23 protein-coding genes are annotated in these 25,036 nt (G+C 45.7%); 17 read left to right on the top strand and 6 right to left on the bottom strand.

Annotated elements, in window-relative coordinates:
- Positions 1-12 precede the first annotated feature (12 nt).
- The 3 genes from ABIE27_RS05005 to ABIE27_RS05015 form a co-directional block, all read right to left on the bottom strand.
- The gene (locus ABIE27_RS05005; protein ID WP_123063911.1) at positions 13-528 is read right to left on the bottom strand and encodes a hypothetical protein; all 516 of its coding nucleotides are present in this window, start codon (positions 526-528) and stop codon (positions 13-15) included.
- 114 nt (positions 529-642) lie between these two features.
- The gene (locus tag ABIE27_RS05010) at positions 643-1,428 is read right to left on the bottom strand and encodes an isocitrate lyase/PEP mutase family protein (protein WP_123063912.1); all 786 of its coding nucleotides are present in this window, start codon (positions 1,426-1,428) and stop codon (positions 643-645) included.
- A 51-nt stretch (positions 1,429-1,479) separates the two neighbouring features.
- Complete coding sequence (locus ABIE27_RS05015; RefSeq protein WP_429350032.1) at positions 1,480-2,532, bottom strand: bifunctional transcriptional activator/DNA repair enzyme AdaA; 1,053 nt, start codon at positions 2,530-2,532, stop codon at positions 1,480-1,482.
- A gap of 309 nt (positions 2,533-2,841) precedes the next feature.
- Between ABIE27_RS05015 and ABIE27_RS05020 the strand changes: the two genes are divergently transcribed.
- Positions 2,842-3,228: a LysM peptidoglycan-binding domain-containing protein gene (locus ABIE27_RS05020; protein WP_161556895.1), complete on the top strand. Its 387-nt coding sequence runs from the start codon at positions 2,842-2,844 to the stop codon at positions 3,226-3,228.
- A gap of 211 nt (positions 3,229-3,439) precedes the next feature.
- Positions 3,440-4,015 carry a hypothetical protein gene (locus ABIE27_RS05025; RefSeq protein WP_123063915.1) on the top strand — a complete coding sequence of 192 codons (576 nt, stop codon included), beginning with the start codon at positions 3,440-3,442 and terminating at the stop codon, positions 4,013-4,015.
- A gap of 150 nt (positions 4,016-4,165) precedes the next feature.
- Here the strand turns inward: ABIE27_RS05025 and ABIE27_RS05030 are convergent, their stop codons facing one another.
- A complete protein-coding gene (locus tag ABIE27_RS05030; protein ID WP_123063916.1) occupies positions 4,166-5,083 on the bottom strand; it encodes a phosphatidate cytidylyltransferase in 918 nt (305 codons plus the stop codon).
- Between the two features lie 98 nt (positions 5,084-5,181).
- Here ABIE27_RS05030 and ABIE27_RS05035 point away from each other — a divergent pair, with 98 nt between their 5' ends.
- Together ABIE27_RS05035 and ABIE27_RS05040 are read left to right on the top strand one after the other, a co-directional pair.
- Complete coding sequence (locus ABIE27_RS05035) at positions 5,182-5,730, top strand: hypothetical protein (protein WP_123063917.1); 549 nt, start codon at positions 5,182-5,184, stop codon at positions 5,728-5,730.
- A 203-nt stretch (positions 5,731-5,933) separates the two neighbouring features.
- Positions 5,934-9,971 carry an S-layer homology domain-containing protein gene (locus ABIE27_RS05040; protein WP_429350033.1) on the top strand — a complete coding sequence of 1,346 codons (4,038 nt, stop codon included), beginning with the start codon at positions 5,934-5,936 and terminating at the stop codon, positions 9,969-9,971.
- Between the two features lie 209 nt (positions 9,972-10,180).
- Here the strand turns inward: ABIE27_RS05040 and ABIE27_RS05045 are convergent, their stop codons facing one another.
- Positions 10,181-10,783, bottom strand: coding sequence for a GbsR/MarR family transcriptional regulator (locus ABIE27_RS05045; protein WP_429350250.1), 603 nt, complete (start codon positions 10,781-10,783; stop codon positions 10,181-10,183).
- A 165-nt stretch (positions 10,784-10,948) separates the two neighbouring features.
- On the opposite strand from ABIE27_RS05045, the gene ABIE27_RS05050 reads away from it, so the two are divergent.
- From ABIE27_RS05050 to ABIE27_RS05080, 7 genes are all read left to right on the top strand, one after another.
- Positions 10,949-11,824, top strand: coding sequence for a carbohydrate ABC transporter permease (locus ABIE27_RS05050; RefSeq protein ID WP_123063919.1), 876 nt, complete (start codon positions 10,949-10,951; stop codon positions 11,822-11,824).
- Positions 11,825-11,874: 50 nt separating this feature from the next.
- A complete protein-coding gene (locus ABIE27_RS05055) occupies positions 11,875-12,729 on the top strand; it encodes a carbohydrate ABC transporter permease (RefSeq protein ID WP_123064167.1) in 855 nt (284 codons plus the stop codon).
- Positions 12,730-12,781: 52 nt separating this feature from the next.
- Positions 12,782-14,158: an ABC transporter substrate-binding protein gene (locus tag ABIE27_RS05060; protein WP_123063920.1), complete on the top strand. Its 1,377-nt coding sequence runs from the start codon at positions 12,782-12,784 to the stop codon at positions 14,156-14,158.
- A 124-nt stretch (positions 14,159-14,282) separates the two neighbouring features.
- Positions 14,283-15,053, top strand: coding sequence for an HAD family hydrolase (locus tag ABIE27_RS05065; protein WP_429350034.1), 771 nt, complete (start codon positions 14,283-14,285; stop codon positions 15,051-15,053).
- Positions 15,050-15,388, top strand: a complete 339-nt coding sequence (locus tag ABIE27_RS05070; protein ID WP_123063921.1) for a DMT family transporter — start codon at positions 15,050-15,052, stop codon at positions 15,386-15,388. The genes ABIE27_RS05065 and ABIE27_RS05070 overlap by 4 nt, the downstream gene beginning before the upstream one ends.
- Positions 15,388-16,560, top strand: a complete 1,173-nt coding sequence (locus ABIE27_RS05075) for a metallophosphoesterase family protein (RefSeq protein WP_123063922.1) — start codon at positions 15,388-15,390, stop codon at positions 16,558-16,560. The genes ABIE27_RS05070 and ABIE27_RS05075 overlap by 1 nt, the downstream gene beginning before the upstream one ends.
- 565 nt (positions 16,561-17,125) lie before the next feature.
- On the top strand, positions 17,126-18,586 hold the full coding sequence (locus ABIE27_RS05080) for a carboxylesterase/lipase family protein (protein WP_123063924.1): 1,461 nt from the start codon (positions 17,126-17,128) through the stop codon (positions 18,584-18,586).
- 171 nt (positions 18,587-18,757) lie between these two features.
- Here ABIE27_RS05080 and ABIE27_RS05085 read toward each other — a convergent pair whose 3' ends face one another.
- The gene (locus ABIE27_RS05085) at positions 18,758-19,909 is read right to left on the bottom strand and encodes a VanZ family protein (protein WP_123063925.1); all 1,152 of its coding nucleotides are present in this window, start codon (positions 19,907-19,909) and stop codon (positions 18,758-18,760) included.
- 272 nt (positions 19,910-20,181) lie between these two features.
- Between ABIE27_RS05085 and ABIE27_RS05090 the strand changes: the two genes are divergently transcribed.
- From ABIE27_RS05090 to ABIE27_RS05115, 6 genes are all read left to right on the top strand, one after another.
- Positions 20,182-20,523, top strand: a complete 342-nt coding sequence (locus ABIE27_RS05090; protein WP_090921192.1) for a zinc ribbon domain-containing protein YjdM — start codon at positions 20,182-20,184, stop codon at positions 20,521-20,523.
- Between the two features lie 357 nt (positions 20,524-20,880).
- Positions 20,881-21,438, top strand: coding sequence for an RNA polymerase sigma factor (locus ABIE27_RS05095; protein ID WP_123063926.1), 558 nt, complete (start codon positions 20,881-20,883; stop codon positions 21,436-21,438).
- The gene (locus tag ABIE27_RS05100) at positions 21,395-23,056 is read left to right on the top strand and encodes a DUF4179 domain-containing protein (protein ID WP_429350035.1); all 1,662 of its coding nucleotides are present in this window, start codon (positions 21,395-21,397) and stop codon (positions 23,054-23,056) included. Before ABIE27_RS05095 ends, ABIE27_RS05100 begins: the two co-directional genes overlap by 44 nt.
- A 503-nt stretch (positions 23,057-23,559) precedes the next feature.
- Positions 23,560-24,378, top strand: coding sequence for a class I SAM-dependent methyltransferase (locus ABIE27_RS05105; RefSeq protein ID WP_123064169.1), 819 nt, complete (start codon positions 23,560-23,562; stop codon positions 24,376-24,378).
- A 100-nt stretch (positions 24,379-24,478) separates the two neighbouring features.
- On the top strand, positions 24,479-24,736 hold the full coding sequence (locus tag ABIE27_RS05110) for a hypothetical protein (protein ID WP_123063928.1): 258 nt from the start codon (positions 24,479-24,481) through the stop codon (positions 24,734-24,736).
- The gene (locus tag ABIE27_RS05115) at positions 24,733-25,032 is read left to right on the top strand and encodes a hypothetical protein (RefSeq protein ID WP_429350036.1); all 300 of its coding nucleotides are present in this window, start codon (positions 24,733-24,735) and stop codon (positions 25,030-25,032) included. The genes ABIE27_RS05110 and ABIE27_RS05115 overlap by 4 nt, the downstream gene beginning before the upstream one ends.
- Positions 25,033-25,036 lie beyond the last annotated feature (4 nt).

Here is a 25,036-nt window from a genome sequence, read left to right on the forward strand (position 1 = left end):
TCGTACTTTAATCTAAGCTTGAGCTTGCGGTTTGAAACCTTCCTCTTCAAGATACTCGCCAGCTTCACCGCGTGATTCAAAAGCCATCTCCAGCTCCTGATCAGCATACACGCACCACATGTCATTGTCATATTTTAACGTAAGTGTGTGTCCCTCTTCATTGATCCAGATACCACCGCCTGATGACAGGGTGACTGGGGCAGATTCTTTAGGAGAGGGTACTTTCTCAGTCACTTCAACTGCGTCTGGATTATGAGACATCGCTTTGAGCGTTGCATCCAGCAATGTGCGTAGATCCGCTTCGGAGTAATCACGGACATTGACGAACCCTTTGGCATCCGTATCGTAGTTCGGCAATAACCCTGCATAGATATAACCGTTACCGTTCGGGTGAATATGGAGTGCTACAATCTTTTTCTCGTAGGCACTGTCCTCGTAGTGGAAATTCACACGACCGAGAGAAACATTTTTGCGTTGCAGCTGCGGGTACGATTCCAGAATTTCAAGCTTTTGTTCAACGTTAAGCATATGTGCCTCCTGTTACTGTTAGGTAGTGGGATTATACCACAGGTGAAGGCTGGAAACATCCTATCCTTTGTCCAAGAGGGACTGTGGTATGAACACACCTCATCAGTATAATCCTTATGCTCCTGTTAAAATACGTTGCCCAAGTACTTTGAGGTTCTCCATGACTTGCAGATAAGGATAAGGCCCGTAGCTGATTCGTGCTACCCCTAGTGTTGCCAGTTGCCTGGGTGAAGGTTCGTTGGAGGTTACCATCACATTGACGGGAATTGGCGAACGGTCACATAGTTCCTGAATCCATTGCTGATCCTGTAAGCCTGGAACGAACAGACCGCTTGCCCCTGCTTCTGCGTATGCTTCGGACCGTGCAATTGCTTCGTTAACTAATGCTTCATTATGTTTTTCAGGAACTTGTTGTAGAAATAAATCTGTGCGTGCATTGATAAAAAGGGGAATGCCTGCCTCATTTGCAGCTTCGCGAGCAGCGCATAATCTCAGACATTGTTCTGCGACACTGTACATGCCTTCATCACAGGGCAACTGATCCTCGATATTAATGCCTACCGCCCCATGCTCAATAATTTGTAGCACATTTTGCTTCACTTCTGACACAGACCTGCCATACCCTCCCTCTATATCGATCGTTACAGGCAGATCTATGCTCTTTGTTATACGTGCGAGATTAGTAAGTACCAATTGGAACGGCAGAGCTTCACCATCCTGTTCCCCATGAGCGGCGGCAACAGACCAGCTTCCCGTAGCAATAGCCTTGGCACCTGTAGATTGAATGGTCTGTGCGCTCCCGGCATCCCACACGTTCACCAGTACAAGCGGGTGTTCCTTCACATGATATCGATGAAATTGTTCAGCTTTTTCCTTCTGATTGCAATGGTTGTTTTTCAACTTGACTCACTTCCTTTATAGAAATAAATAGGGTGTTGCTACTGTTAATTCTTACTTCAATGACATCTGTCTCTCGTGCTGAAGCAACCAATTTTTCCGTGTCAGTCCACCTCCATAACCGCCCAATTCACCACTTGCATTAATCACACGGTGACACGGAATCACAATAGCTAGCTGATTTGCCCCGTTTGCTTGGGCTACGGCCCGGCAGGCAGAAGGTTTTCCAACGACGTTTGCAATTTCCTGATACGACCTCGTTTCCCCAGTCGGAATGGCTAATAACGCTTCCCATACCCCCTTCTGAAATGGTGTTCCTAAACAGAACAACGCTGTGTCGAACGCTGTCCTTTTGCCGTCGAAGTATTCATTTAATTCCCGTTCAATGGATTGAATAGGTGCTGTTGTGCCAGGAACAATCGCAGATTTGGTGCGCTTGCGCAGGCGTTCCACCTCGCGTTCCAGCCCTCTGCGATCTATAAATTCGAGTAAATATAAAGCTTGCTCATCCGCTATAGCCATCATGGGGCCAAGCCTTGTATCGATCCAGGATGCCTTCAGTACCCGTTCATCATCTACATGTGTAGGTGCAGCTCCCATAATCCTTGAAAAGGCATCCCGGAATCCACTGCTGGATTCATATCCGGTGGAGAGTTGGCTATCAATGACAGTACGTCCTGAACGAATATGTTTCAGTGCTAGTCCCATACGCCGTGCGCGAGCGTATTCGACAAAGGTCATCCCGAATCGTTTTTTGAACTGACGGCGAGCAGTGGATTCATCAATGGATAGTGCCCTGAAATCTTGCCCCTTCCAGCGTTTTTCCGGCTCCTTCTCGACAGCCTCCACCAGCATGCGAACCACATCCGAAACATGATTGGGGTGAGATAGAGGCCGGCATCGCTGGCATGGTCGAAATGACGCGAGCAGGGCTTGCTGAGCGGTTTCATAAAATTCGCAGTTTTCAAACTTAGGTTTTCGAGCCGGGCAGGTGGGACGACAGAATACCCCCGTTGTTTTGACCCCGACATAAAATAAACCTTCATATTCTGAATCTTTAGCTATCAGCGCCTGGTAATATTGTTCCTTCAGATCTGCAGAGATCATAAGCCGCACGTCCTTACTCCAGTAGAATCACAATCTTTCCCTTATTATAGGGCAGAATCATACGTCCCATCGCCGAAAATCAGGCATCCATTCTCGAATTGGAACTTTTGTTTATTCAGACCGAGCAATGTTCAGAATTTGTTTAGAATGAAGTGATAACATAGACCTATGTATTAGATTAAAAGGTAGTAGTATATGCCTACTTAGCTTTAGAGAAAGATTAAAAATTATGTTGTTAAGTGAAGTTATATAGGCAAAGAAGTTGAAGATTGACGAAAAAGGAAGATAACAATCGGGGGTTAGATGGAAATGAAATATTCCACGTACAAAAGCATTCATGAACCTGAACAGGTTCTAAGAACCAAGCCGGAATTCTCATATGAAAAATACGCTTCAAGGCTCTTTCTACGAGATCAGATCACACGCTCGGCTATGATTAAACTACTCATTACGATTAGCGTATTTATTGCTGGCTGCAGTGTAGTATTCAAGGCGTCGGCGGGAGATCAGCCTGTGCTGCTGAATGAACAGGTTGTTGTATCTTCCGGGGATACTCTGTGGAGTATATCTCTTGCGAACAAACCGGATCAGATGGATACTCGGATTTATGTCGAAGCGCTCAAAGATAAAAACCAATTGTCACACGGAACCATTCAGACAGGACAGGTGCTGGAGTTGCCGCAATTCCAACATTAATCATAAGAATCAGTACACGTCTGATTCCCATCTTTTTGCATGAAAACTCATACACTCATCACTACAAAAGAACAGGTATAGTCTAGAATTTTTAATTCATTTACATATTATGGAGCTTCATGAGGGACGATATGGTGTAGTGATGAATAAGGTTCATGTTCTAATCTGTGTGTGAGAAGGATGCAATAAGAACGAAGGGAGAAGATGGAGTATGAAACAGGTGATCCAAAGATCTGCACTGTATACTGCTTTGTTATGTATGGTGATTGTTGTTAGCGCCTGTGGTGCTAAAAATAATAAAGAGTCTGTACAGGAGCACGCTTACCCGCAGTCCAAGCAACCGATCGAGGAAGCTGGACAGGGATCGATACCTAATGCGGAGGCCAAAAACAAGAACGATCAGAATAGCACAGCAGGTGAAGAGGGCAAGATGCAGACGCAGTCTAACGCTGCGGCAACGTCAAAGGATATTGACATTGTTATTGATCAATCGGATAAACCGATGGAGGGCAACAGCTTTGATTTTGCGATCAAAAAGGTTCCTAAGGGGTATAGCCTAACGGAAATGCGCTGGACATCCAACACGGTAACGATTGTGAATACGATGCAGGAAGCGATCGAGCATGGCGGGAACGGAGAGGACGGCTTTTATTTTAGCGGTAATGGACAGTTCTCAGGTTTTATCTATTCGGACGAGATGAAGGGCGAACGCGGAAAAGCCACATTTGTTTTTACCAATGATGAGGGTAACATGCTGATGTCCGAGAAGGAGATTCAGTTGAAGTAAGCATAGAAAGCCCAGGAGACGGAGAAACATAAATCATTGTACGGATAAAATTAAAAATAAAACAGGAAAAGCAGCCCTAGGGCTGCTTTTTTTGATGTTCATCATCGTTTGCTTAGAAGTTGTATTTTTACTATTAGTAATAGACCGTTTCTACATGAATTCAAAGAAATACCGAACGACGTGGAACATGACCGGCGAAGTATAGGTGAGGCTGTCGACCCTGCTGAGATAGCTCTTTTTGAGTGCATCCGATTTGTTGTCATCCCCGATGAGCAGATCTCGTTTCAGCACAGATACGGTGAGGCTGCCGAAGAATCCGGCGAGGCCAATCAGTGCCCCGATGAACAGGGAAAACTGCCAATCAAATGGTGTCAGGTAGGGATGGATGAAATAGGAGGTGGCCGTCGTGACCAGGAATGCACATACAAACCCTTCCCAGGTGATAAAAGGATTCGCTGTAGGCACCACTTTTCGTTTGCCCAAATACAGAGATACGAGATAGTGCACCACATCATTAAGCTGAGTCAACACCACAAGGAAGAGGACCAGCTTTGATCCGTACTCGGGTGAGGCAAAAGGGAAATAAGCCAGATGGCTGAGCCCAAACACCATCAGCATGAGTCCCCATTGGGTGGAACTGACACTGCGCAGGAACCCGATCGTTCCCTTGTTGATCAGACGTGGCATGGGCAGGACGAGAAATACATAGAGCGGAATAAAGATGATGAACATGCCATACCACCCAATGTATATCCAGTAAAATTGCACCGGGATCGCGAGATATGCCCATAGAAATAGACGGCGGTCAGCTTTGCGGGTGTTGCGGATCATGGAAAAGTACTCTTTGAGGGAGAAAAATGCCAGCACCATCAGCGAGATCAACGAGACGATGGGATTAAATAGGGTAGCGAGGCAAAAGATGGCCAGCATGCCCCACCAGGTTTTGATTTTCGTCCCAATACCCGAATAATCCTTGTCTGGCTGCAGTTTGGCAATCACTTTGTACACAATATGTATAACGAGTAGAGCTGCGAAAATCAGGGTTAATGTAAGTAGAGAGCTGTTCATGTACGAAGATCACCTGCTTATTCAATATGAGATTCCATTATAGGGTACCTATGTTATTATGAAGGAATAGTGCCAACTTGATAAGGGGAAATATGAGGATGACCGACGAACGTTCGATTTATATTTTGCTGACGAATACAGGTACGTTGTTTACAAGAGTCATTCAGACTTACACCAAAGCGCCGTATAATCACGCTTCCATCTCGTTCGACCGGGAATTAACGGAGTTGTACAGCTTCGGTCGCAAACATCCGAGCAATCCGCTGAACGGTGGGTTTGTGAAGGAAGATATCCAGACAGGGACGTATAGTAAATATCCGAATACGACATGTGTCATCTATGAGCTTCAGGTCACGGAGCGTGAAGTGGAAAAAATGAAACGAGTGCTGCACATTTTCATTCGCAGCCGCCAGAAATATATGTACAACCTACTGGGCGTTCTCGGCATTACACTCAAGGAACCAGTAGAGTTCAGCAACTCCTATTTTTGCTCCCAGTTCGTAGCGGAGATTCTGCAACGCTCAGGGATCAAGCTATGGAACAAACTACCTGCGCTTGTAACCCCGGATGATTTTCGCCAAAGCGAGCAACTGAGGCTGGTGTATGAGGGGAGACTAATGGAATATCAGGTGAAGCCGGACCGTTAAGCAGGAATTTCACCAAATTTTTTTTTGAAAATGATGAATTTTGACGAAAAATATGAAGGAATCCACTCTGTTTTCAACTATGGAGTGGATTTTTTTCCTTTTATTATCATTTCTTGTTTAGAATCTGTTTATTGTTGTGTTCTAAACTAGGTCCAAAGATACAGGCATAAGGATCAAACACGAAATGAGAGGAGAGCGAAGCCTTGTTCAGAAAGATAGTAAGTTTTTTGTTGGTGGCAATGATGTTGCTTCAGATTGTAAGTCCTGGAGGTGTGGTGAGTGCTCGATCTTACCCATTCGAACGTATAAACATGGAGAGACAAGGGTATGACGATTCCAACTCTGGCGAAAAAATAGCTTATGTTCGTAATTTGCTTGAAGAAGGAGAATTGCTACAGCTGCCTGAAGGTTACGCAGCTTTAAGCGAGGACCAAAAGAATGAGATTGCCAGAGGTATGATTATGCTGATTCCACTAGATGTGCAATATAATAGTGACAATCAGGCTGTATACGCATTTACACTGATTTATAACGTCAGTGTAATCCCCGGACAGTTCGAGATGGATGCCTTAGGCGAAAAAATGGATCAGGTATACAGTTCGCTGAGGAAGTGGGACTCTTATTTCCCGGGTGTCCAAAAAACGGAGTGGATACAATCTGCATCTCGTTATATGCAGCTGATCGGTGCGGATCGGACCATGTTTCTTGATAATATATTGCTATACAATATTGTTTTCAAAAATAGTTCTGCTACGATCTATCATAATAGTCAGCTCAAACTCTTGTATGACAAACTTAATGAGTATATGGAGATAAATACAGCAACTGACATCAATAGCATGAATGGGGCGATTGATTCGCTTTTTGGAATATATTTAATGTTTCTGCCACAAGTAGGGCAGACCGAAGGTGTCCGGCCATATGTGTTTAATATGGACAAGATGTTCACGCTTAAGAATGACGACGAAAAAAATGAACTGGCTCAATGGATGCTTGATCACAAAGGTACAGGTTATGAAACAGTATCTGACGTTCAAAAGGCATTTGATGCCTTTTTTAAACCAGGGCTGACCAAGTATAACCAATTGAAGAAGGCGGCGGATACAGGGAATGCCAGTGACTATATTGAGGAAGTTATCGAACTATTAAGTGATGAAAATTTCATAGATGTACCTGGTTTCAAACAACTATCTTCAGATGATCAGAAGGATATCGCAGTTTATATGCTTAATTTAGATCCACCAACCAGTGAAGGGTACGCCAATAAAGAGCAAGTTGAATACCTCGTGCAGTTAGCTTTGAAGGCGGTTGAATTCATTCATGACATTGGTGGACCGGCTGAAATGAATTCACTTAATGAACTATATACGAAGCAGATGCAACAAGTTAACTATTTGGATTACCCTGCCCCTGACAGTATGTTTTATCAGTTTGTAGGTAAATATCCTCAATCCTCAGACATTGAAAAACGTATCACGGCGTCTATGATTGAGCTACAACTTAAAAAAGGTCCGTCGTCTGTGTTCAGATTATTAAATTATCTTGATGATGCAGCAAGGTTCACCCCTTTAATTAACAAGGCGCTGACCACTAATGAAATGCTGGCTTCTCTGTTCGGATTGCAACAAATACAGTCTGACATTAACAAATACAATAATAATAACCTGGGAAATCCTATAAATAGCTTTCCTATAGATGTGAGTAAGATGGATGGTATAAAGACAGATGCACAAAAGTTAAATGTACTGGCAGATCATATGATTGCGGAGCGTCCAGCTGGCGGGTACGAATCCTTTGTTCAAATCCAGAACGCTTTTGACAAATTTTTCTCCAGTGATAACAACACGGATGCATTGTCTGTCTTGAACGCTGCGAGGAAAAGTGGAAATAAAACAGCCATGCGTGATGCTATGGAAGATCCGGCGTTAGGAATTAAATTTCCTGACGGCTACGAAAATTTAAACCCAAAGGTTAGAGATTTCATTGCAGGATTCTTGATCCAATACGTCAGTGAAGATTACGAGAATAAAAATCAGGTTCAACTCATGATTGAACTTGGTGTTCTGGCACAATCTGTTTGGGAACAAACTGAGCTTGCTGCTTTGAGCAATAAACTGGATTTACTTGCACAAAAGTTGGTAGATATATCAGAGTACTTTAACGACCAAGAAGCAGAAGAGTATGGAAGCATTGGTCAAAAATATTTAAAACTCACCAATAAAGTAGACAAAAATGTTTTTGCTTATAAATACATGTATTCAATGGCTTATGAAAAGTTGAAAGGACTCTACCAAGGAGATATCGTGGAACCAATGGTAGTGTTAGGGCTTTTGACGGCCCCATATCAATCTATTGAAAAGGCCACCAAAATTGACCCAATGAATCAGTGGCTCGAGAATGCTATGAAAGATCGAATTGAGGGAGAGGCTTTCTTCGACAATTATGAATTTAATCGTTCAGGTGCCCTTGACCTTTCCAAAAGAGCAGAGCTTAGCGCAGAAGATCAAAAGGAATTGGCACAATGGGTACTTGATGAACAAGACAGCTATGAGGATATTGGGAACTTACAATACGTTATTAATCGTTTCTTCACGGCTCCTAATATAAAAGGGGACGATGTTAAAAACGAAATAACGGGTCTAAATGATACGATGGAAGTTTCCTTCGATGGCAAACTGAACTGGATCGATCTGTCTTCCATTCAGAAGTTGGATTTTAGCGGTAACAAAACAGTATGGGTTCGTTATAAAGCGTTTAGTGATGAGTTGCCGGGACGTGCTGTGAAAATTGTCTTTACAGCCAATGGTGACAGTGGTAATGGTACTGGGTCGACACCTAACCCGGGTAACAACACAGGTGGTAACGGTGGCGGTGGATCATCTGCGCCGGTAACGTCTACACCTGCACCAACGACCAAGCAAGAACAGATCGTGGTGGATGTGAATGGCGTTAACGGTACAAACCTAACCAAAACACCAATCACACGTACAACCGAAACTAACGGCGCGGTTAAAGATTTGGTGAAAATGACAGATGCGATTGCCAAGGAATCGGTTGTAAAAGCAAAACAGCTGGGCACCGATACAGCACGCATCGTCATTCCAGATACCAAAGACGCTGTGTCCGAGACACGTGTGGAAGTCCCAAAAACTGCTGTCAAAGATCTAAGTGACGGTTCGATGAAACTGGAAATCTCGACGGAAAATGCTGTAATCTCCATTCCAACGAAGTCCATTGCTGGATTCGATCAAGACTTGTACTTCCGTATTGTTCCGCTCAAAAAGGAATCCGAGCGCAAAGACTTGGAAGAGCGTGCGAGGAAAGAGCAAGTGATTCAGCAAGTTGCACCGAATACGAATGTTCGTGTACTGGCTCGTCCGGTTGAGATCGAAACGAACATGCAGAGCCGTGAAGTGACGCTGACATTGCCACTAGGCAACAGCCTGCCAACCGATGTGGCAACTCGTCAGCAGATTCTGGATAACCTGGCTGTGTACATTGAACACAGTGACGGTACCAAAGAACTGGTGCAAGGCAAACTCGTGAAACTGGCTAATAACAGCGAAGGTATTGAGTTTACGGTAACCAAATTCAGTACGTTTACACTGGTTGTCGTCGATGGGCTGAAAGCTTCTCAAAAGACAAATCATCCGTACATCCAAGGTTTCGGTACCGATTTCCGTCCAGATGCGTTCGTTACACGTGCACAGATGGCCGCGATGCTGGCTCGTAACCTGCCTGGTGAAACAGCGACAGCTGCGGTGGCAGGTACAATCTTTGCCGATGTAGCCGCAACACATTGGGCAACAAGTGAGATTCAAAAAGCACAAGCCGCAGGTATCATGAACGGCCTGAGCGGCACAGCGTTTGCACCGGAAGGTTCAATCACGCGTGCACAGATGGCAACCATTGCTTACCGCTGGTTGCAGAAGCAACAAACAAACGCTGTAGCAACAGCTGATACCACAGGAACAGCACCAGAAGCAGCGTCCTTTACAGATGTAGCCGCTGATCTGTGGGCAGCCGATGCAATTGCCTATGTGCAATCCACAGGCCTGATGACGGGTTACAATGATGGTACATTCAAACCGGATAGCAAGTTGACTCGTGCCGAAGCGGTAAAAGTGCTAAACGTCCTGTTCAAGCGTACACCGCTGACGGGAGTGGCCACGCCATCCTTTAGCGACGTGCCTGCAACCCACTGGGCATATGCAGATATTGAAGTTGCGGCACAGAAGTGATTTTTTCAAGACAATTAAGTTAGAAAGTACTCGAAAGTAAATAGAATGGAAATTGTAAACGATAAAAGAGCTGTCCCAAGTCATTCAGTGGCTTGGACAGCTCTTTTGCTTATATTTTTATTTTAAAATAAAGTACGCTTCGTATATCTACAGTTAACTTTGCTAAGCCAAAGTCTCAAAGCTTACGTTCAACCTTCGCTGGAGTAATCTTAATCTTCTGGTGATTGTGGGTCATTTTCATACAGCTTACCCTCTCGCAATCGATCCACGAATCCTTGAAGCCAGACATAGTATTGCTCTGCATGCTGGAGCTTGTGTAAATCTCGCAATGCCTCTTCCCGTTCTTGTGCAGCTGTATGTTCCGATAGAATCATGGTTGTCAGGTCAGGGATGACCTCGCGGATGCCTTCCAGCATCACATCCACTTCCCGTTGCAGTTTTAATCCGAAGAAGTTTTGAAACGTGCGAAAGAAGTCAGTCTCCGCTACATATTGGTCCTGCCGCTCCTTCTTCTCATCCAGCTTATAGATCATTTGGGATTCGGTTAACGAACGAACCGCATAGCTCATGTTGCTTTTGCTCATATTCATAGAGGTCTTCATCTCTTCCAGCGTCATCGGACGGTCTTCGAAATACATCACGCCATACAATTTACCAAACGTATGATTAACTCCATACAGATCCATCGTATTGGCAATTGCATCGATGACTCTCTCCCTCAGCGCAGATCGATCGGGTAACGACAAATGATTCGGCTTCCCGGCAATTTCTTTTCCCACAATGTCACCTCGGCAATAGGATAACGTATCCATGAACATATTCATATTTTACATGACTCTTCGAATTTTAACACAACCCGGAAATAGATTTTTCAAATTGAATGTACAATCATTTTTGTACGGAAGATCAAATGAGTCAATATATATCTACAAATTGCCAAATGTTAAAGAAAACTTGGACAATAAGGAGTGGGAGAATTGCGCTTGAAATGTTGGAGGGAGTCGGAGGCGGTCCTATTTACGTTGCCTGCTCTAATCCCGTTGCTGATTTTCTGGCTGGGGCCTCTGGGATACATCGTATATCTCAGTTTTACCGACTGGGACTTCATGAGCCCGGACAAGCTGTTCGTCGGGTTGGACAATTACACGTACCTGCTAACCAACTCTGAATTTTATCGATCCCTGAAAGTCACGCTGTTGTTCGGACTCGGGAGTGTGATCCCTACGATTGTGGGAGGACTTGCACTAGCGATGCTGATGAATAGCAAAATGAAATCATCCGGTATTTTTCGCACATTACTCTTCTCACCATGGGTAACACCGACGGTTGCCGTATCCATCGCGTGGTCATGGATTTTTGAACCGCAAGTGGGATTAGCCAATCTGATGCTGGGTTGGGCGGGGATATCGCCGATTGGATGGTTGCGTGACATGGATTGGGCACTGGTTGCCGTATTGATTGTAACCCTGTGGAAGTCGATTGGTTGGGCGATGGTGTTCTATCTGGTAGCTCTAAGGAATCTGCCATCGGATCTGCTTGAAGCAGCTTCCATTGATGGCGCAGCAGCTTGGGACAAGTTCAGGAGCATTACGTTGCCGCTGATCTCACCAACGACCTTTTTCCTCTCCATCATACTGACAATTCAATCCTTACAGGCTTATGACCAGATTAACGTTATGACCCAGGGTGGCCCAGCGGGCTCAACCAGAACACTGTTGTATATGTACTATCAGTCTGCCTTTGAATCGTTTAATGTCGGGGAAGCTTCATCGATCGCTGTAGTCATTATTCTGATTTGCGTGCTGTTATCGGGAGTTTCCTTCCTGCTTGGCAGACGCCTGGTGCACTACTAATGACAATGACAATGCCAACAAGCAAAACCAGCCAAATGAAGCCCAGGGAGATGCAGAAGTTGTCCCGTAAAAAAGTAAAAATCAGTGCCATCCTTCGCTATCTGGTGCTTGCAATGATTGCCCTTGCCACTGCCTTTCCGTTCTATTGGATGGTGATCAGCGGATTCAAAACGAATGATGAAATCTGGCAGTTCCCGCCGACCTTCTGGCCAGAGACATTACTGTGGCAGAACTACGTGGATGCCTGGAACGCCGCACCGTTTGCACGGTACATGCTGAACAGCACCGGAGTCGCCATAGCGATCTGTCTGCTCCAGATTGTGAACTCCAGTATGATGGCATATGCCCTGACGCATATGAAATTTCGCCTCAAGGGCACGCTGACCGCAATCATTTTGGTAGGTTACATGATCCCGAGCACAGCCGTATATTTGCCCGGTTATTTGGTGTTAAGTGAGCTGAACCTGCTGGATTCTTACACGGGCCTGATCGTATCCAACTGTGTCAGCGTGTTCTCCATTTTTCTGATTCGTCAGGCCTTTATGCAGGTGTCTCATGAACTGGTGGAAGCCGGACAGCTGGATGGAGCATCACACTTCCGCATTCTCTGGACGATTATTGCACCGCTCGTTCGCTCCAGCTTCGCCGTGATGGTGCTGATTACATTCATCGAACAGTACAACAACTATTTCTGGCCGATGCTCATCACCAAAGATCCTGACCTGCAACTGGTATCTGCCGGGTTGCGAAGTTTCTTCGTGGAAGGCGGAGCCTATGGACTGGCTTGGCCGCAGATTATGGCTGCAAGTGCGTTTACTATCGCACCTTTACTCATTCTTTTCGTGTTCACCCAGAAAACGATCATGCAGAGCGTGAACATGACGGCTGGCGTAAACAAGAATTGATATGCTTCACCTTTTCGCCTAATAAAGTCACCTAAAAACGGGAGGAACAACAATGAATTGGAGCAAGTCAGACATGACTTTGAAAAAGAAACTGAAGCTGAGCTGGAAAGGCGGCATGTCGCTGGTACTCGCTGCAAGCATCGCTTTAATAACCGCATGCGGGACACAAGCCCCGACAGAATCGAATTCAACGGCTGCCGCTAGCGGCGGCACGGACACTCAGGCCAAAGCGCCGGTGGAGATTGAGTTCTGGTATGGGCTGGGCGGTAACCTGGGCGACAATATGAAAAAGAAAATTGATGCCTTCAACGCTTCGCAGAACGAAGTGGTTGTGAAAGGCATCGTACAAGCGGATTACACGGAGACTGAGCAGAAGCTTCAAGCGGCCATTGCGTCAAAGAAAGTACCTGCTGCCGTTCTGAGTGCCAATATTGACTGGGCGCGCAAAGGCTATTATGCACCTATGGATGAGATGATCGCGGCTGATCCGGAATTCAAAAAAGAAGATTTCATTCAAACGTTCCTGGAACAAGGAAATGTGGACGGCAAGCAATTCTTTTTGCCGATGTATGGCACGACTCAAATTATGTACTACCGTATGGATACCTTCAAAGAGAACGGAATTGACCCGGCAAGCCTGACTACATGGGAGAAGTTTGCCGAGGCTGCCGCAAAGATGACCAAGAAGGAAAATGGCAAAACGACCTTCTATGGCTGGGAGCCGATGTGGGGCAGAGACAACATGATTGATGCGGTTATGGGCAAAGGCGGCAAAATTCTCAGTGATGACGGTAAAACGGTGATGATTGACTCCCCTGAATGGATCGAGACATGGGAACTGTTCCGCAAATGGATCAACGAAGACAAAATCATGGGCATTCAATATGGCGGTCAAGGCTGGGAGTATTGGTACAAGACCATTGACGATGTGATGAAAAATAAAGCGGCTGGATACACCGGTTCAAGTGGTGACCAAGGCGATCTGGACTTTAAAATCGTAGCGGCCATGCAGCAGCCAGGCTGGGAAGGCATTGGCGAAGGTAAACCGGTAGCGAGTGCAATTCTTGCAGGTATTCCGGCAGCGGCTAGTCCAGAGCAGCAAAAAGCAGCATACAAATGGCTGACGTATTTCTCCAAAACCGAAAACACCGCTTCATGGTCGATGAATACGGGTTACATTGCGGTGCGTCAATCTGCACAGCAAGATCCTGAATTCAAGAAGTTTAGCGAAGAGCACCCACAGATTACCGTGCCACTGCAACAGGCAGCACATGCTTCAGCTCCATTCCGTGATCCGACAGGTGGCAAAATTAACGATGCCTTGAAGGAAGCGGCTGATAAAGTGCAGATCAACAATGTACCTGCAGAGCAGGCATTGAAGGAAGCCAAAGAGAAAGCACAGAAGGAACTTGACCGCATCGCAAAATAATTCATTGTATTACATGAAGTTTGCATCCCCTCTCATGTATAAGCTTTAGTGCCTAAGCAAAAAGGGCGGTACACCACGTACCGTCCTTTCCATTCATTACGATCACAGACAAGGAGTTTAGTCCATGCAAGAGAATAAGGTAGACGATAGATCACAGATGCAGGTTCAAGCCATTCTGTTTGATAAGGATGGGACGTTGCTTGATTTTACAGGCATGTGGGGGTTCTGGACGGATTGTGTGTTGAATGATTTCAGAGAACAACTGGTTATTCGTGGTCTAGAGATGGATGAAGCCGATCTTCCGCAGATTTGGGGCACGTTTCACGATGAACAGGGACGTATGAACGGTTATGACGTCCGGGGCCCGCTCGCCATGGGTACGATGGATGAAGTATATGCCGTGCTGACGTGGCATGGATATCGCGCAGGACTCAGCTGGGCAGAGGCCAAAATGATCGTTCGAGCATGTCTCGCACAGGCGGAGGAGGCGATGGAGGCACATCGTCCGGCGCATCCGCTGCCCGGTGTGCAGGAATTTCTGGAGCAGTCTCGCGATCAGGGATTGAAAATGGGCGTGGTGACAGCGGACGAGACGGCAAGCGCAAACAAACATTTGCAATGGATGGGGCTGGATGCTTACTTTGACATCGTCATTGGAACCGATCTGGTCGATCGCGGTAAACCGTTTCCCGATATGTTGCTGCTTGCCTGTGAGCGACTCAGTGTACAGGCGCAGCAGGTCATGGTGATTGGGGACACGGACGGGGATATGGAGATGGCGAGAGCGGCCGGAGCAGGCTACAAGATTGGGATTGGTGAGTCTGGTAAGATACAACTGGCGGATCGAACCATCCAGACGTTCCATGAATTGCTCTCCGGCGGGTCAGGACGATGACAAACAGTCAGGCTTATCTGGGCTGGGTGTTGCTGGCACTTGCCATTGGTCTGGAGCTGAGTGCCACGATCTTGCTTAAAGTGTCGGATGGTTTCTCCAGATTGTGGCCTTCTGTGATGATGTTTATATGTTATGCCGCGAGCTTCACCTTTCTGAATTATGCCGTCAAGTATATGCCGCTGGCGGTAGCCTATGCGATCTGGTCAGGAGTAGGGATCACGATGATTGGTGTGGTAGGGCATTATTTCTTTGGGGAACGACTTCGGCTGACATCGATGGTGTGGATCGGTTTTATTTTGATAGGCATTATTGGACTGAAATGGAGTGATTCGTAATGAGTATTACTGAGCAGCCACTGGCTACCTTCCAGGTGATCACGGACACACATATACGGGACGAGGCAGATCATAGGCATAACCGACATCTGGAGCAGGCGCTGGCGGATATAGCTTCGTTTAGCGATGGAAGCTGTGGCATTATGCATGTAGGTGATGTGACGGATCGCGGGCTACCGAGTGAGTATCGGGAATGGCAGCGAATCTGGGAGCAATATAAGGAGAAGTTGCCGGAGATACGTTTCACGGTGGGTAATCATGATATCGGTGCAGTCATCTGGCAGAAGCCGCCATTGGTATTACTTGAGATGACCGAAGGGCATGTTGCTGAACTGCTGGAGCAAGATGCGGAGTTAGAGCATCCGGTGAAGCAGACAGCGGAGGAGTCAGCGGCGCTGATTCAGAAGCTGGCTGGCAACCAATTTGTGCTACCTGGACAGGCCGGACATGAAGGAGAAGTGGGGAGTCCAGATGACGGTGTAGATGGCCATGGGTATGACAGTGAGGATGGAAATACAGACGGAAGTGCACAAGGAGAAGTTCAGACGAAAATACCTGCTGGAGCCAACGCCGAAACAATTACTGTAGCAGGCTTATGGCATAGGCGTTTGAAAGATTTTGAAGCGGCGACAGGCATGAAGGGAAGTTATCACGATCACTGGATCAATGGATATCATTACATCTTTCTTGGTACGGAGCAGCCGCATCCGAAGGACTGTGAGATGTCTTCTGAACAACTGGAATGGCTGGATACGAAGCTGGCTGAACAGGCTGTACTGGATCATCCAATTTTTATCTTTATCCATCAGCCGCTGATGGACACCGTTGCCGGATCACTCCAAAATCAAGGCTGGTATGGCGTGAATCAGGATGCAGAACTGAAGGCCGTGCTGGCCAAGTATCCACAAGCGATTCTGTTCTCCGGGCATACGCATTGGCAGCTACAAGCACCGCATACGATGTACGATGGTACAGGCCAAATGCCAACCATGTTCAACGCCTCCTCTGTTGCCTATCTATGGACGGATGAGGATGAGCATTTGGAGGGTAGCGAAGGGCTGCATGTTGAGATTTACAAGGATCGAGTGGTTGTGAAGGGACGGGACTTCGCTGCCGGAAAGTGGATTGAAGGTGCTGAGTATACGGTGCGATATTCAGTATTGGAGCGGTAATCATCTTTTTTGTGAAAAGAGGAAGATTGAAATAATCGCAATTGAAGCAGAGTCGTGTATAAGCACGACTCTGTTTTTGTTTCAATCCTTACTGCAATCCAATCATTATTAAATATTGTATTTTCTGGAACATACAAAGTATTATTAACGTATCCTTTTGGGAATGAAATAACTGTTTTGGTAAATGGATTTAATATTTTGGTAAGGGGATGGCTTTTCTTGAGGGATATAAACTGGAATTTGTATGGAAAATGGATGTTGCCTGTGATTATATCTGTGTTAGGTATCATTATTTTTAATACTTTTAATTTTCTACTCAAAAGCATAGTTGCTCTTGCTGAAAAATTTTATAGTACAGGATATACATTCGGCGAATTTCTAGATCGAATTTTTTAATCCAACTCAAAAGAGAGCATGACCCAATGTGTCAATCTGGGCAAAGTTGTAAATGGGTATGCCAACGATTTATACTCAAATATATACACATGGTTAGCCCTTATTAAGCTCTAATCATGGTTACCAATGCATGAAAATATTTAATTCACGGAGAGGATGTAGAAGCGGAATGCGAGAACTTCAGGTTCAAACGAAATATGGTACGGTTCAAGGCGAGCTTTTACAGGGTGCAAGTGTATGGAAGGGGATTCCTTATGCGAAGCCGCCAGTGGGAGAGCTGCGTTTCCGAGCTCCGGTACAGCCCGATTCATGGGAGGGAATCAGACAGGCGACCGAATTCGGGCCTGAGAATATACAACCGCGTCGGGATTCAGAATGGATGGGCGGGCAAAAGCCGCCAGAGTCGGAAGACAGTCTGTATCTGAACATCTGGGCACCTGAAAAAGAAAGCAGTCACCCCCTTCCCGTTATGGTCTGGATTCATGGGGGATCATTTGTAACCGGATCAGGCAGTCTGCCTGTCTATGATGGCACACAGCTGGCTGTTCGTGGCGACGTCATCGTGGTCACCATTAACTATCGTCTTGGGCCGCTAGGATTCCTGCACATGGCTCCGCTGGGTGATTCCTATGTATCTAATGCAGGACTGCTGGATCAGGTAGCTGCGTTACAATGGGTGAAAGATAACATTACTGCCTTCGGCGGCGACCCCGGTCAGGTAACGGTATTTGGTGAATCGGCAGGTAGTATGAGTATTGCCGCACTAATGGCGATGCCAGCAGCCAAAGGCCTGTTCGAGCGTGCCATCATGGAGAGTGGTGCTTCACAGTTCATGCCGGCAGAACAAGCCTCGGCTTTGCGTGAGGGCATGTTGAAGGTTCTTGGTATAGACCGGGACAGCCTGACCAAGCTGAACAGCATTCCAGTGGAACAGATTATGGCGGCGGCAGAAACGGTGAAGCAGCAGAGCGGAGCAGGCATGGCCTTGTTGTTCCAACCTGTGCTCGATGGTGAGACACTGCCTCAGATACCACTCCAGGCTGTAAGTGAGGGATTCGCGCAGGATATTCCAGTGCTAATTGGAACAACGCTGCATGAAGGATCGTTATTTATTCAGCCGGATGTCCCTTTTTCAAATGAAATTGATATGGTGCAGGGTGTCGATTTCATGACGCCGGATCTGGAGAATCGCGTCGCTATCGTTGATAGTTATCCGAAGACAGCGGATGGACAAGCTCAAGTCATGACCGATCTGTTCTTCTGGCGGTCAGCATTGCAGTATGCATCTGCACAGCAGAAGCATGCTCCGGTGTGGATGTACCGTTTTGACTGGGTGATGCCGGAGCATCCGCTTTTGAAAAGAGCCATTCACAGCATTGAGATGTTCTTTGTATTTAACACGCTGGATGCGCTAAAGTTCATGAAAGCTGAGCCGGATGAAGCGGCTAAAGCGCTTGCTCTCAAGGTGCAGGATGCCTGGATTTCCTTTGCGAGAAACGGCAAGCCGGAGACAGCAGGAATCGAATGGCCTGAATATCGTCAGGATCGGGCGACACTGATCATCAACCATGAGATTGAGGTTGTTCATGATCCAGAGGCTTCTAAACGCGAACTGCTGGGTGTTAAGTAAGGTATCCCTTCATATCGCAAGTCTGAGGATATGCAGTGAGTTCAACAATGTACAATTTCGGTAGCAGTTTCGGTATTTTAAAATACAAAAGGCGGCCTCATGGATTAACCATGAGATGCCGCCTTTTTTGGCTAGGTGATCGTCTCTGTTAGGGAGAGCAAACTTCATTTTCTATTTGCGCGAGGCTCGTGTTCGTGCGACCTCGTCGAAGTAAAAGGAACGTTTTCCACCCGAGAACAATACGACGATGACATGGATAAACAGTGTAATATACACGAGGAAGTACAGAATGCCGACACCCAGAGAAATCCAGATGAGGTAAGGCTGAGTGATATCATCCTGATAGTTAGGGTATGCATATTTACTTACCAGCTGAATCATCGTTACCAGAAGCCACGGAGCATAAATAGCAATAAATCGTTTCAATAGCGCTGAGAGCGTTGGGGCGCTCGTTTGACGATCAACATATCGGAACCGGAGAACGGCAGAGCCCGGTGTAACTCCGTTGCGAACCCATGGGATGAAGAACAGAACAATAACCATCGCCGTGGACGTATTTATTACATCCTGGATATCGTTAGATAAGGTAAAGATCGACATGAGATTGGTGATAATCACCACAACAATACCGTCGATCAGCAGTGCAAGCAGCTGGGGCACAGGATAGACGCGGTTTTGCTCCACGATTTGCTCACTCTTAGCCTGAATACTCTCACGTGACGGGAACAAGGCCAACACCAGCGGGGCTGCGAAAAATCCAATCACTGCACCGGAGGTGTTCAGAATCAGATCATCCACATCGAACAATCGGTAAGGACAATTGAAATATCCGTATAACCCGGTGAGTTGGGTGACTTCGAAAAATAAGGAAAGCCCGAAACCAGCGACAAAGGCGTGTTTCCAGAATGCTCTTTTTTGCCAAAAATACCGTATATATACTCCTAGTGGCATGAGCAGCAGAACATTAAACAGCACTTGCAAGAAAGCACGGCCCTTAATCATGTTGATCCACGTAGAGGGTTGAGACCATATGATGGGTGTTTCCTTCATAATGTCTTTCACAAACATAAAGGGTTGAAGGTTGTAATAGACCGCATTCGCTGTGTGACCAGCACAGTTATTTCGAGTCGCGGGAAGCGGCAGGATCACAAGGCAGTAAGCAGCCATTAGGAAGAAAATAAAAGAAAAGCTAACGGCAAACCGGGACCAGCTAAAGAAGCCGTCTTTGCGATAACCATAGATTAACCACGGCACCAGCAGGAACATGGATGCGATGACAAAGATGATAAACGCGGTCTGAATGGGAAAAACATAGGATGACATAAGCAGAAGCTCCTTTGGCATGGGAATATAAACAGAGGACAATGTCCTTAAGGTTTATAGAATGATATTCGTTACTGTTTGGATACTTATATATTAAGCGAATTTCCTTAAAGCAAGGGTAGAACCAAGTTTAAATTTGGTTTAAATTCGGTGTAGGTAGAACCTTCCCTATAAGTTAAACATTTGTTGCAGTGATCCATCGTATGGAACAAACGGCCCAAATCCCGTATACTTGCATGTAAGCCAATTTTAGAATGGAGAGTTTAATACATATGTCTACTTTGCCTAATTGTCCGAAATGTAATTCGGAATATACGTACGAGGACGGAAATTTGCTCGTTTGCCCGGAATGTGCGCATGAATGGTCTTTGGAAGCAGATCAAGGAGACGCCGAGGAATCCAAAGTTGTGCGTGATGCCAATGGAAATGTACTGAATGATGGGGATACCGTTACGGTCATTAAAGACCTCAAGGTGAAAGGCAGCTCACTCGTCGTGAAACAAGGAACCAAGGTGAAGAATATTCGTCTGATCGATGGAGATCACGATATTGATTGCAAGATCGATAGCCTTGGCGCGATGAAGTTGAAGTCCGAATTTGTGAAAAAAATCTAGGGTGTGTCTGAAAACGCTGAAGAAAGCCAATTTTGCTGAATTTTCGCTCCAAGCCAGGAAGTTTCCCGCAGGCGTGCCGGGGCACGTCAAGGGAAATTGACGCAGCAGGGGGCGAAAAGGCATTAAAAGATGCACTTCAGTAGGTTTCAAGATACGCCCCAGGCTTGCGTTCAGGGACTGCACTGTACGTGAGTTCAAATATACTTGTCTTCATCCATGAAGAACGTTCATTTCTGCATTGCTGTGGAAGTGAACGTTCTTTTTTGGCTGTGCTGAGAGAAGAAGAATGAACCTTTGGAGGATCGGCTTTGTCTATAGATTTGAAAAGGCTGATGCAAAAGAAAGGAGGTGAGTCGTTTGACTGAAAAAGAACTGTTCGAAATGTACAACAAAGATGTGTACCGGACGTGTTACTACATGCTCCATCATGCGCAGAATGCAGAAGATGTGTGCCACGACGTTTTTATTACCGTCTTCCGTCAGGATTGGAGGAAGGTAGAATACATGAAAACATGGCTGATGAAAATCACAGTGAATCATTGTCTTAATTTTATGAAAAGAGAACATGCATCCAAGCAACGGGAAAAAAGGCTTTTTATGCTCACACCGCAACGAACGGTTGATCCGGTTGACCAGGTGGCTCAGCATGCGGAGGAATCGGAACTCTGGGAACAATGGGTTCAGGAGTTGCCTGAGAAAATACGTTCAGCGATTCTGCTACGCTATATGAACGAATTCAGTTTATCGGAAACGGCCGAGACGCTGGAAGTTCCGCTGGGTACGGTGAAGTCCAGAATATATAAGGGAATTCGTCTGCTCAGGAAAAAATGGGAGAAAGCCAGCAAACCACATCAGAAAGGGGAAGTGTACAGTGAAACATACGGAAGAAAGATTGTCTCATCATCTGAAAAATGATGCGGATATCCATTATCCCGATTTTAATGCCATGTGGGATCAGATTCAAAAGGATCAAGAACGTTGCCCTGAACTTCATGCTTCAGCGAGGAACGAAAATGTACGGCGAAGCCTGAGATGGAAAAAGAGCGCACTGATCGGAACAGCAGCCGTTATTCTTATGGCGACACCCGTATATGCAGCAGTTCACTATAATTGGATTGACCTGTTGGATCACCGGAGGGGGATTCAGAATGCGTTGCAAAATGGACTTGGGCAGAAACTGGATCAATCGGTGACAGTGGGCGGTGTAACATTAACACTCGATACAGCCTTTACTGATGATAATCGAACGGTGATTTTATATACCCTGAAACCCGGGAAGTACAAAGGGGATACCGTAAGATTCCCTTCGATTGGTCTGCGGGATGAGACAGGAAAGCTTATTGAAGGCAGGTACTATCATGATTTTGATCAGGCGGACGGAGAATATAAAGGATATTTTGAAACGGAGTGGACACCCTCAGGAAGTAAGGCCAATGTTGATTTCACAGTAAATGGAGTCCAGGTATTGGCTCCCGAGGAACAGGCAATTAACCTGGATCTTTCCCAGCGGATGTCACAAGGATTCGATATCCATAAAAACGGCTTGGGTAAACTTGCAGTGAGTGTATTCAACGAGAAAGATAATCGAGTGATGCTGTCTACCTCTTTAACTTTTGATCAGTCGGAGGTTCGTGATTATGCTTTTCCTTATCTAAAAGTATACGATCAAAAAGGACAGACTTTAGAGTGGATTGCACCAAGTATAAGCGGTAAGCCAGGAGCGCATGGTGAATATATATCAGAACAGTTCTATAACCTGGACACATTAAAGCAGCAAGCCTCATCTTATGTACTTGCGTATCATAAAGAAGAAGGTAGAATGGATCAGCCCCTGAATATCGGTATACGATTAGATAAAACGGAGATGCTTAGCGGTACGAGTAAAAGAGTGCTGAATCTCCCTCTAGGCCAGCAATCGGAAGGGGTGCTTGTGAAGGAAGCCATCATTACGCCGACACAAATCCGGGTGATTCTTGCTCAGGATCGAGCTATCTTGCAACTCCCCTATTTGAAATATAATCTGGATGTGAATGGTACCCGGTTGGAAGGTGCCGTATGGCCGGCAGAAAATTCAAATCAAACGGAACTGCGTTTTGAAGTAAACCCGGGTCTGGAGATCCATCCGGATACCCCAATGACTCTGTATGCCCATCATCAAGTCCAATATATTGAGGGTGAGTTCGAGCCGGTTATTTTATCTGCAATTCGAGAGAAACCACAGATTGTAGATTCAAACCTGGACGGTTTTATAATTCATTGGACATATTACCTTAAGGACGGGGATTTGTACGTGGAGAGGTATAGTGATGATCCGCATTTTGGGGGAATGAATCAGACCTTCATGCTCATAAAGGGTGAACGAAGCTATGGTATGCCTACCAAGACCCAGTTTGCGGGTGACGGAGACAATCAGGGTATTGATCGGTATGAGAAGTATACATCGGATACGGCCGTTGTATATCCGTGGATGTATAGTACAGAAGAACCGGAAGCTAGAATAGCTGTACCATTAGTGGAAGAGAAGAAAAAATAAGAAGGATTGAAGTAATGAGGTTTGTATTTTATAAGTGAGAGAGCCATTCTGGTTTATTGTGAATTTAGAGTTGACAGTAAATATTTAGGAGAACTATACTTGGTAAAATTAAAATAACAAACGCAATGATCAGGAGTATTAAGGTATATGGCGTGGTTCAGAGAACTGTCAATTCGGTGCGAGACAGTCCAGCCTGTCCCCAACTCACCTGTGAGCAGCAGGATCGAAGAGCAGTTGTAGAAATGTCTTCATTGGTTCAGCGAACGAAGGACTGAATCAAATGGTGGATATGATGAACTGAATTCACGTAGATCCTGACGGGTAACCTCCGTCATCAGGTCATGAGATGTTATGGAAGGATAGGACGGTAAACGATGTCGATCTACTCCATGAATCAAAAAGAGTGGTACCGCGAAGGTCAGACCTGTCGCCTCTTAGCTGAGGTGGCAGGTCTTTTTTGGTTTATAGGGCCTAATATGGAGAAAAGGGCAGGTGTGCAAGAGATGGACAGAGATCGAGACCGCATTATTCAATATTATTCTGGATTTGATGAGTGGGGCAGGCTGGAGCGTGAGCCTATTGAATTCATGATTAACATGCATTATATTCGCGAACATCTTCCGCCGAGCGGCATGATTCTGGATAACGGTGCAGGGCCGGGAAAATATGCGATGGAGTTAGCCAAACGGGGATACAGGGTTACATTATCGGATCTTACACCTTCATCCGTAGAACAAGCACGAGAAAAGGCCGAAGCGTTTGGGCTGACGCAGCAGTTTGAGGGATTTCATGTATTGGATGCGACCCATCTGAACGGGATTGCCGATGACACCTATGATGCGGTGCTTATGCTTGGACCGCTGTACCATCTGCAGAAGGAAGAAGCGCGGATAGCGGCAGTGCGTGAACTTTATCGGGTAACGAAGCAGGGAGGCGTTGTGTTTGTGGCAGTACAGACCCGGATGCGGATGAGTATCAACTCACTGCAATCTCCGCAGCATTGGAGACCCAATGACAGTATGGACGCGATCCAGTCTTTTGTCGAAAGAGGCACGTTTGATCATCAGGATCAAGGGCGTTTTACGGGAGCATACTATTTTCGTGTGCAGGATGTTGTGCCGTTCATGGAGCAGCACGGATTCGAGACTGTTCAGTTGATTGGTTCCTCCAGCCTGAAAGCAGTGCTCACAGATGAACAGTCGCACTATTGGAAGGAACAGGGTGAGGAGCAGGGACTTATCCAATACATGATTGAGGCAGCCAAAGACCCTTCCATTTTGGGAATCTCATCTCATCTGCTGTATATCGGAAGGAAGTTGTAGAAGGCTAGCATTTCTATAGCTTAATTTTCGGTTAGTGAATTCATTGAATGGATAGATTGCATGATATAATGGAGGTATCGAATAATCGGAGGCGTCAACTATGCAATGGAAAGAGGTTCAAGAACGTTTCCCGAATGAGTGGGTTGTTTTTGAAGCGACGAAGGCCTATTCGCAAGAAGGTCAACGTTATATTGAAGAAATGGCTGTTATAGATTCATTTACTGATTCAACAAAGGCCTTGAAACGATATAGCGAATTGCATCAGGAAGAACCTAATCGGGAATATTGTTTTTTTCATACCTCACGTTCTGAAGTTGTGGCTAGAGAAAGGTATGTTGGAATAAGAGGTCCTAGATGAAGATAGCAGATATTTATGGATTGCCCTTTATAAGTGTACAACTGGTTTACAGAGGTAAAAAACTTACGTTGAAGAAAGTACTTCTTGATACAGGGTCGGCTAGTACATTATTAAACGCAGATGTGGTTATGGATATCGGAATGATTCCGGAATATGGAACTGTTGTGGAAGACTTTGAAATTGAGATCGGAAGCATGGATTATGGTTTGGAGATTGACGGGATTTTGGGTTTCAATTTTATGAAACAAACAGGCGCCGTTATTAATCTAAACTCTATGGAAATACTCCTAAAGTGATCCT

Origin of the sequence: Paenibacillus sp. 4624 (assembly GCF_050435065.1) — a bacterium.
In the GTDB taxonomy this organism is placed as follows: Bacteria; Bacillota; Bacilli; order Paenibacillales; family Paenibacillaceae; genus Paenibacillus; species Paenibacillus amylolyticus_D.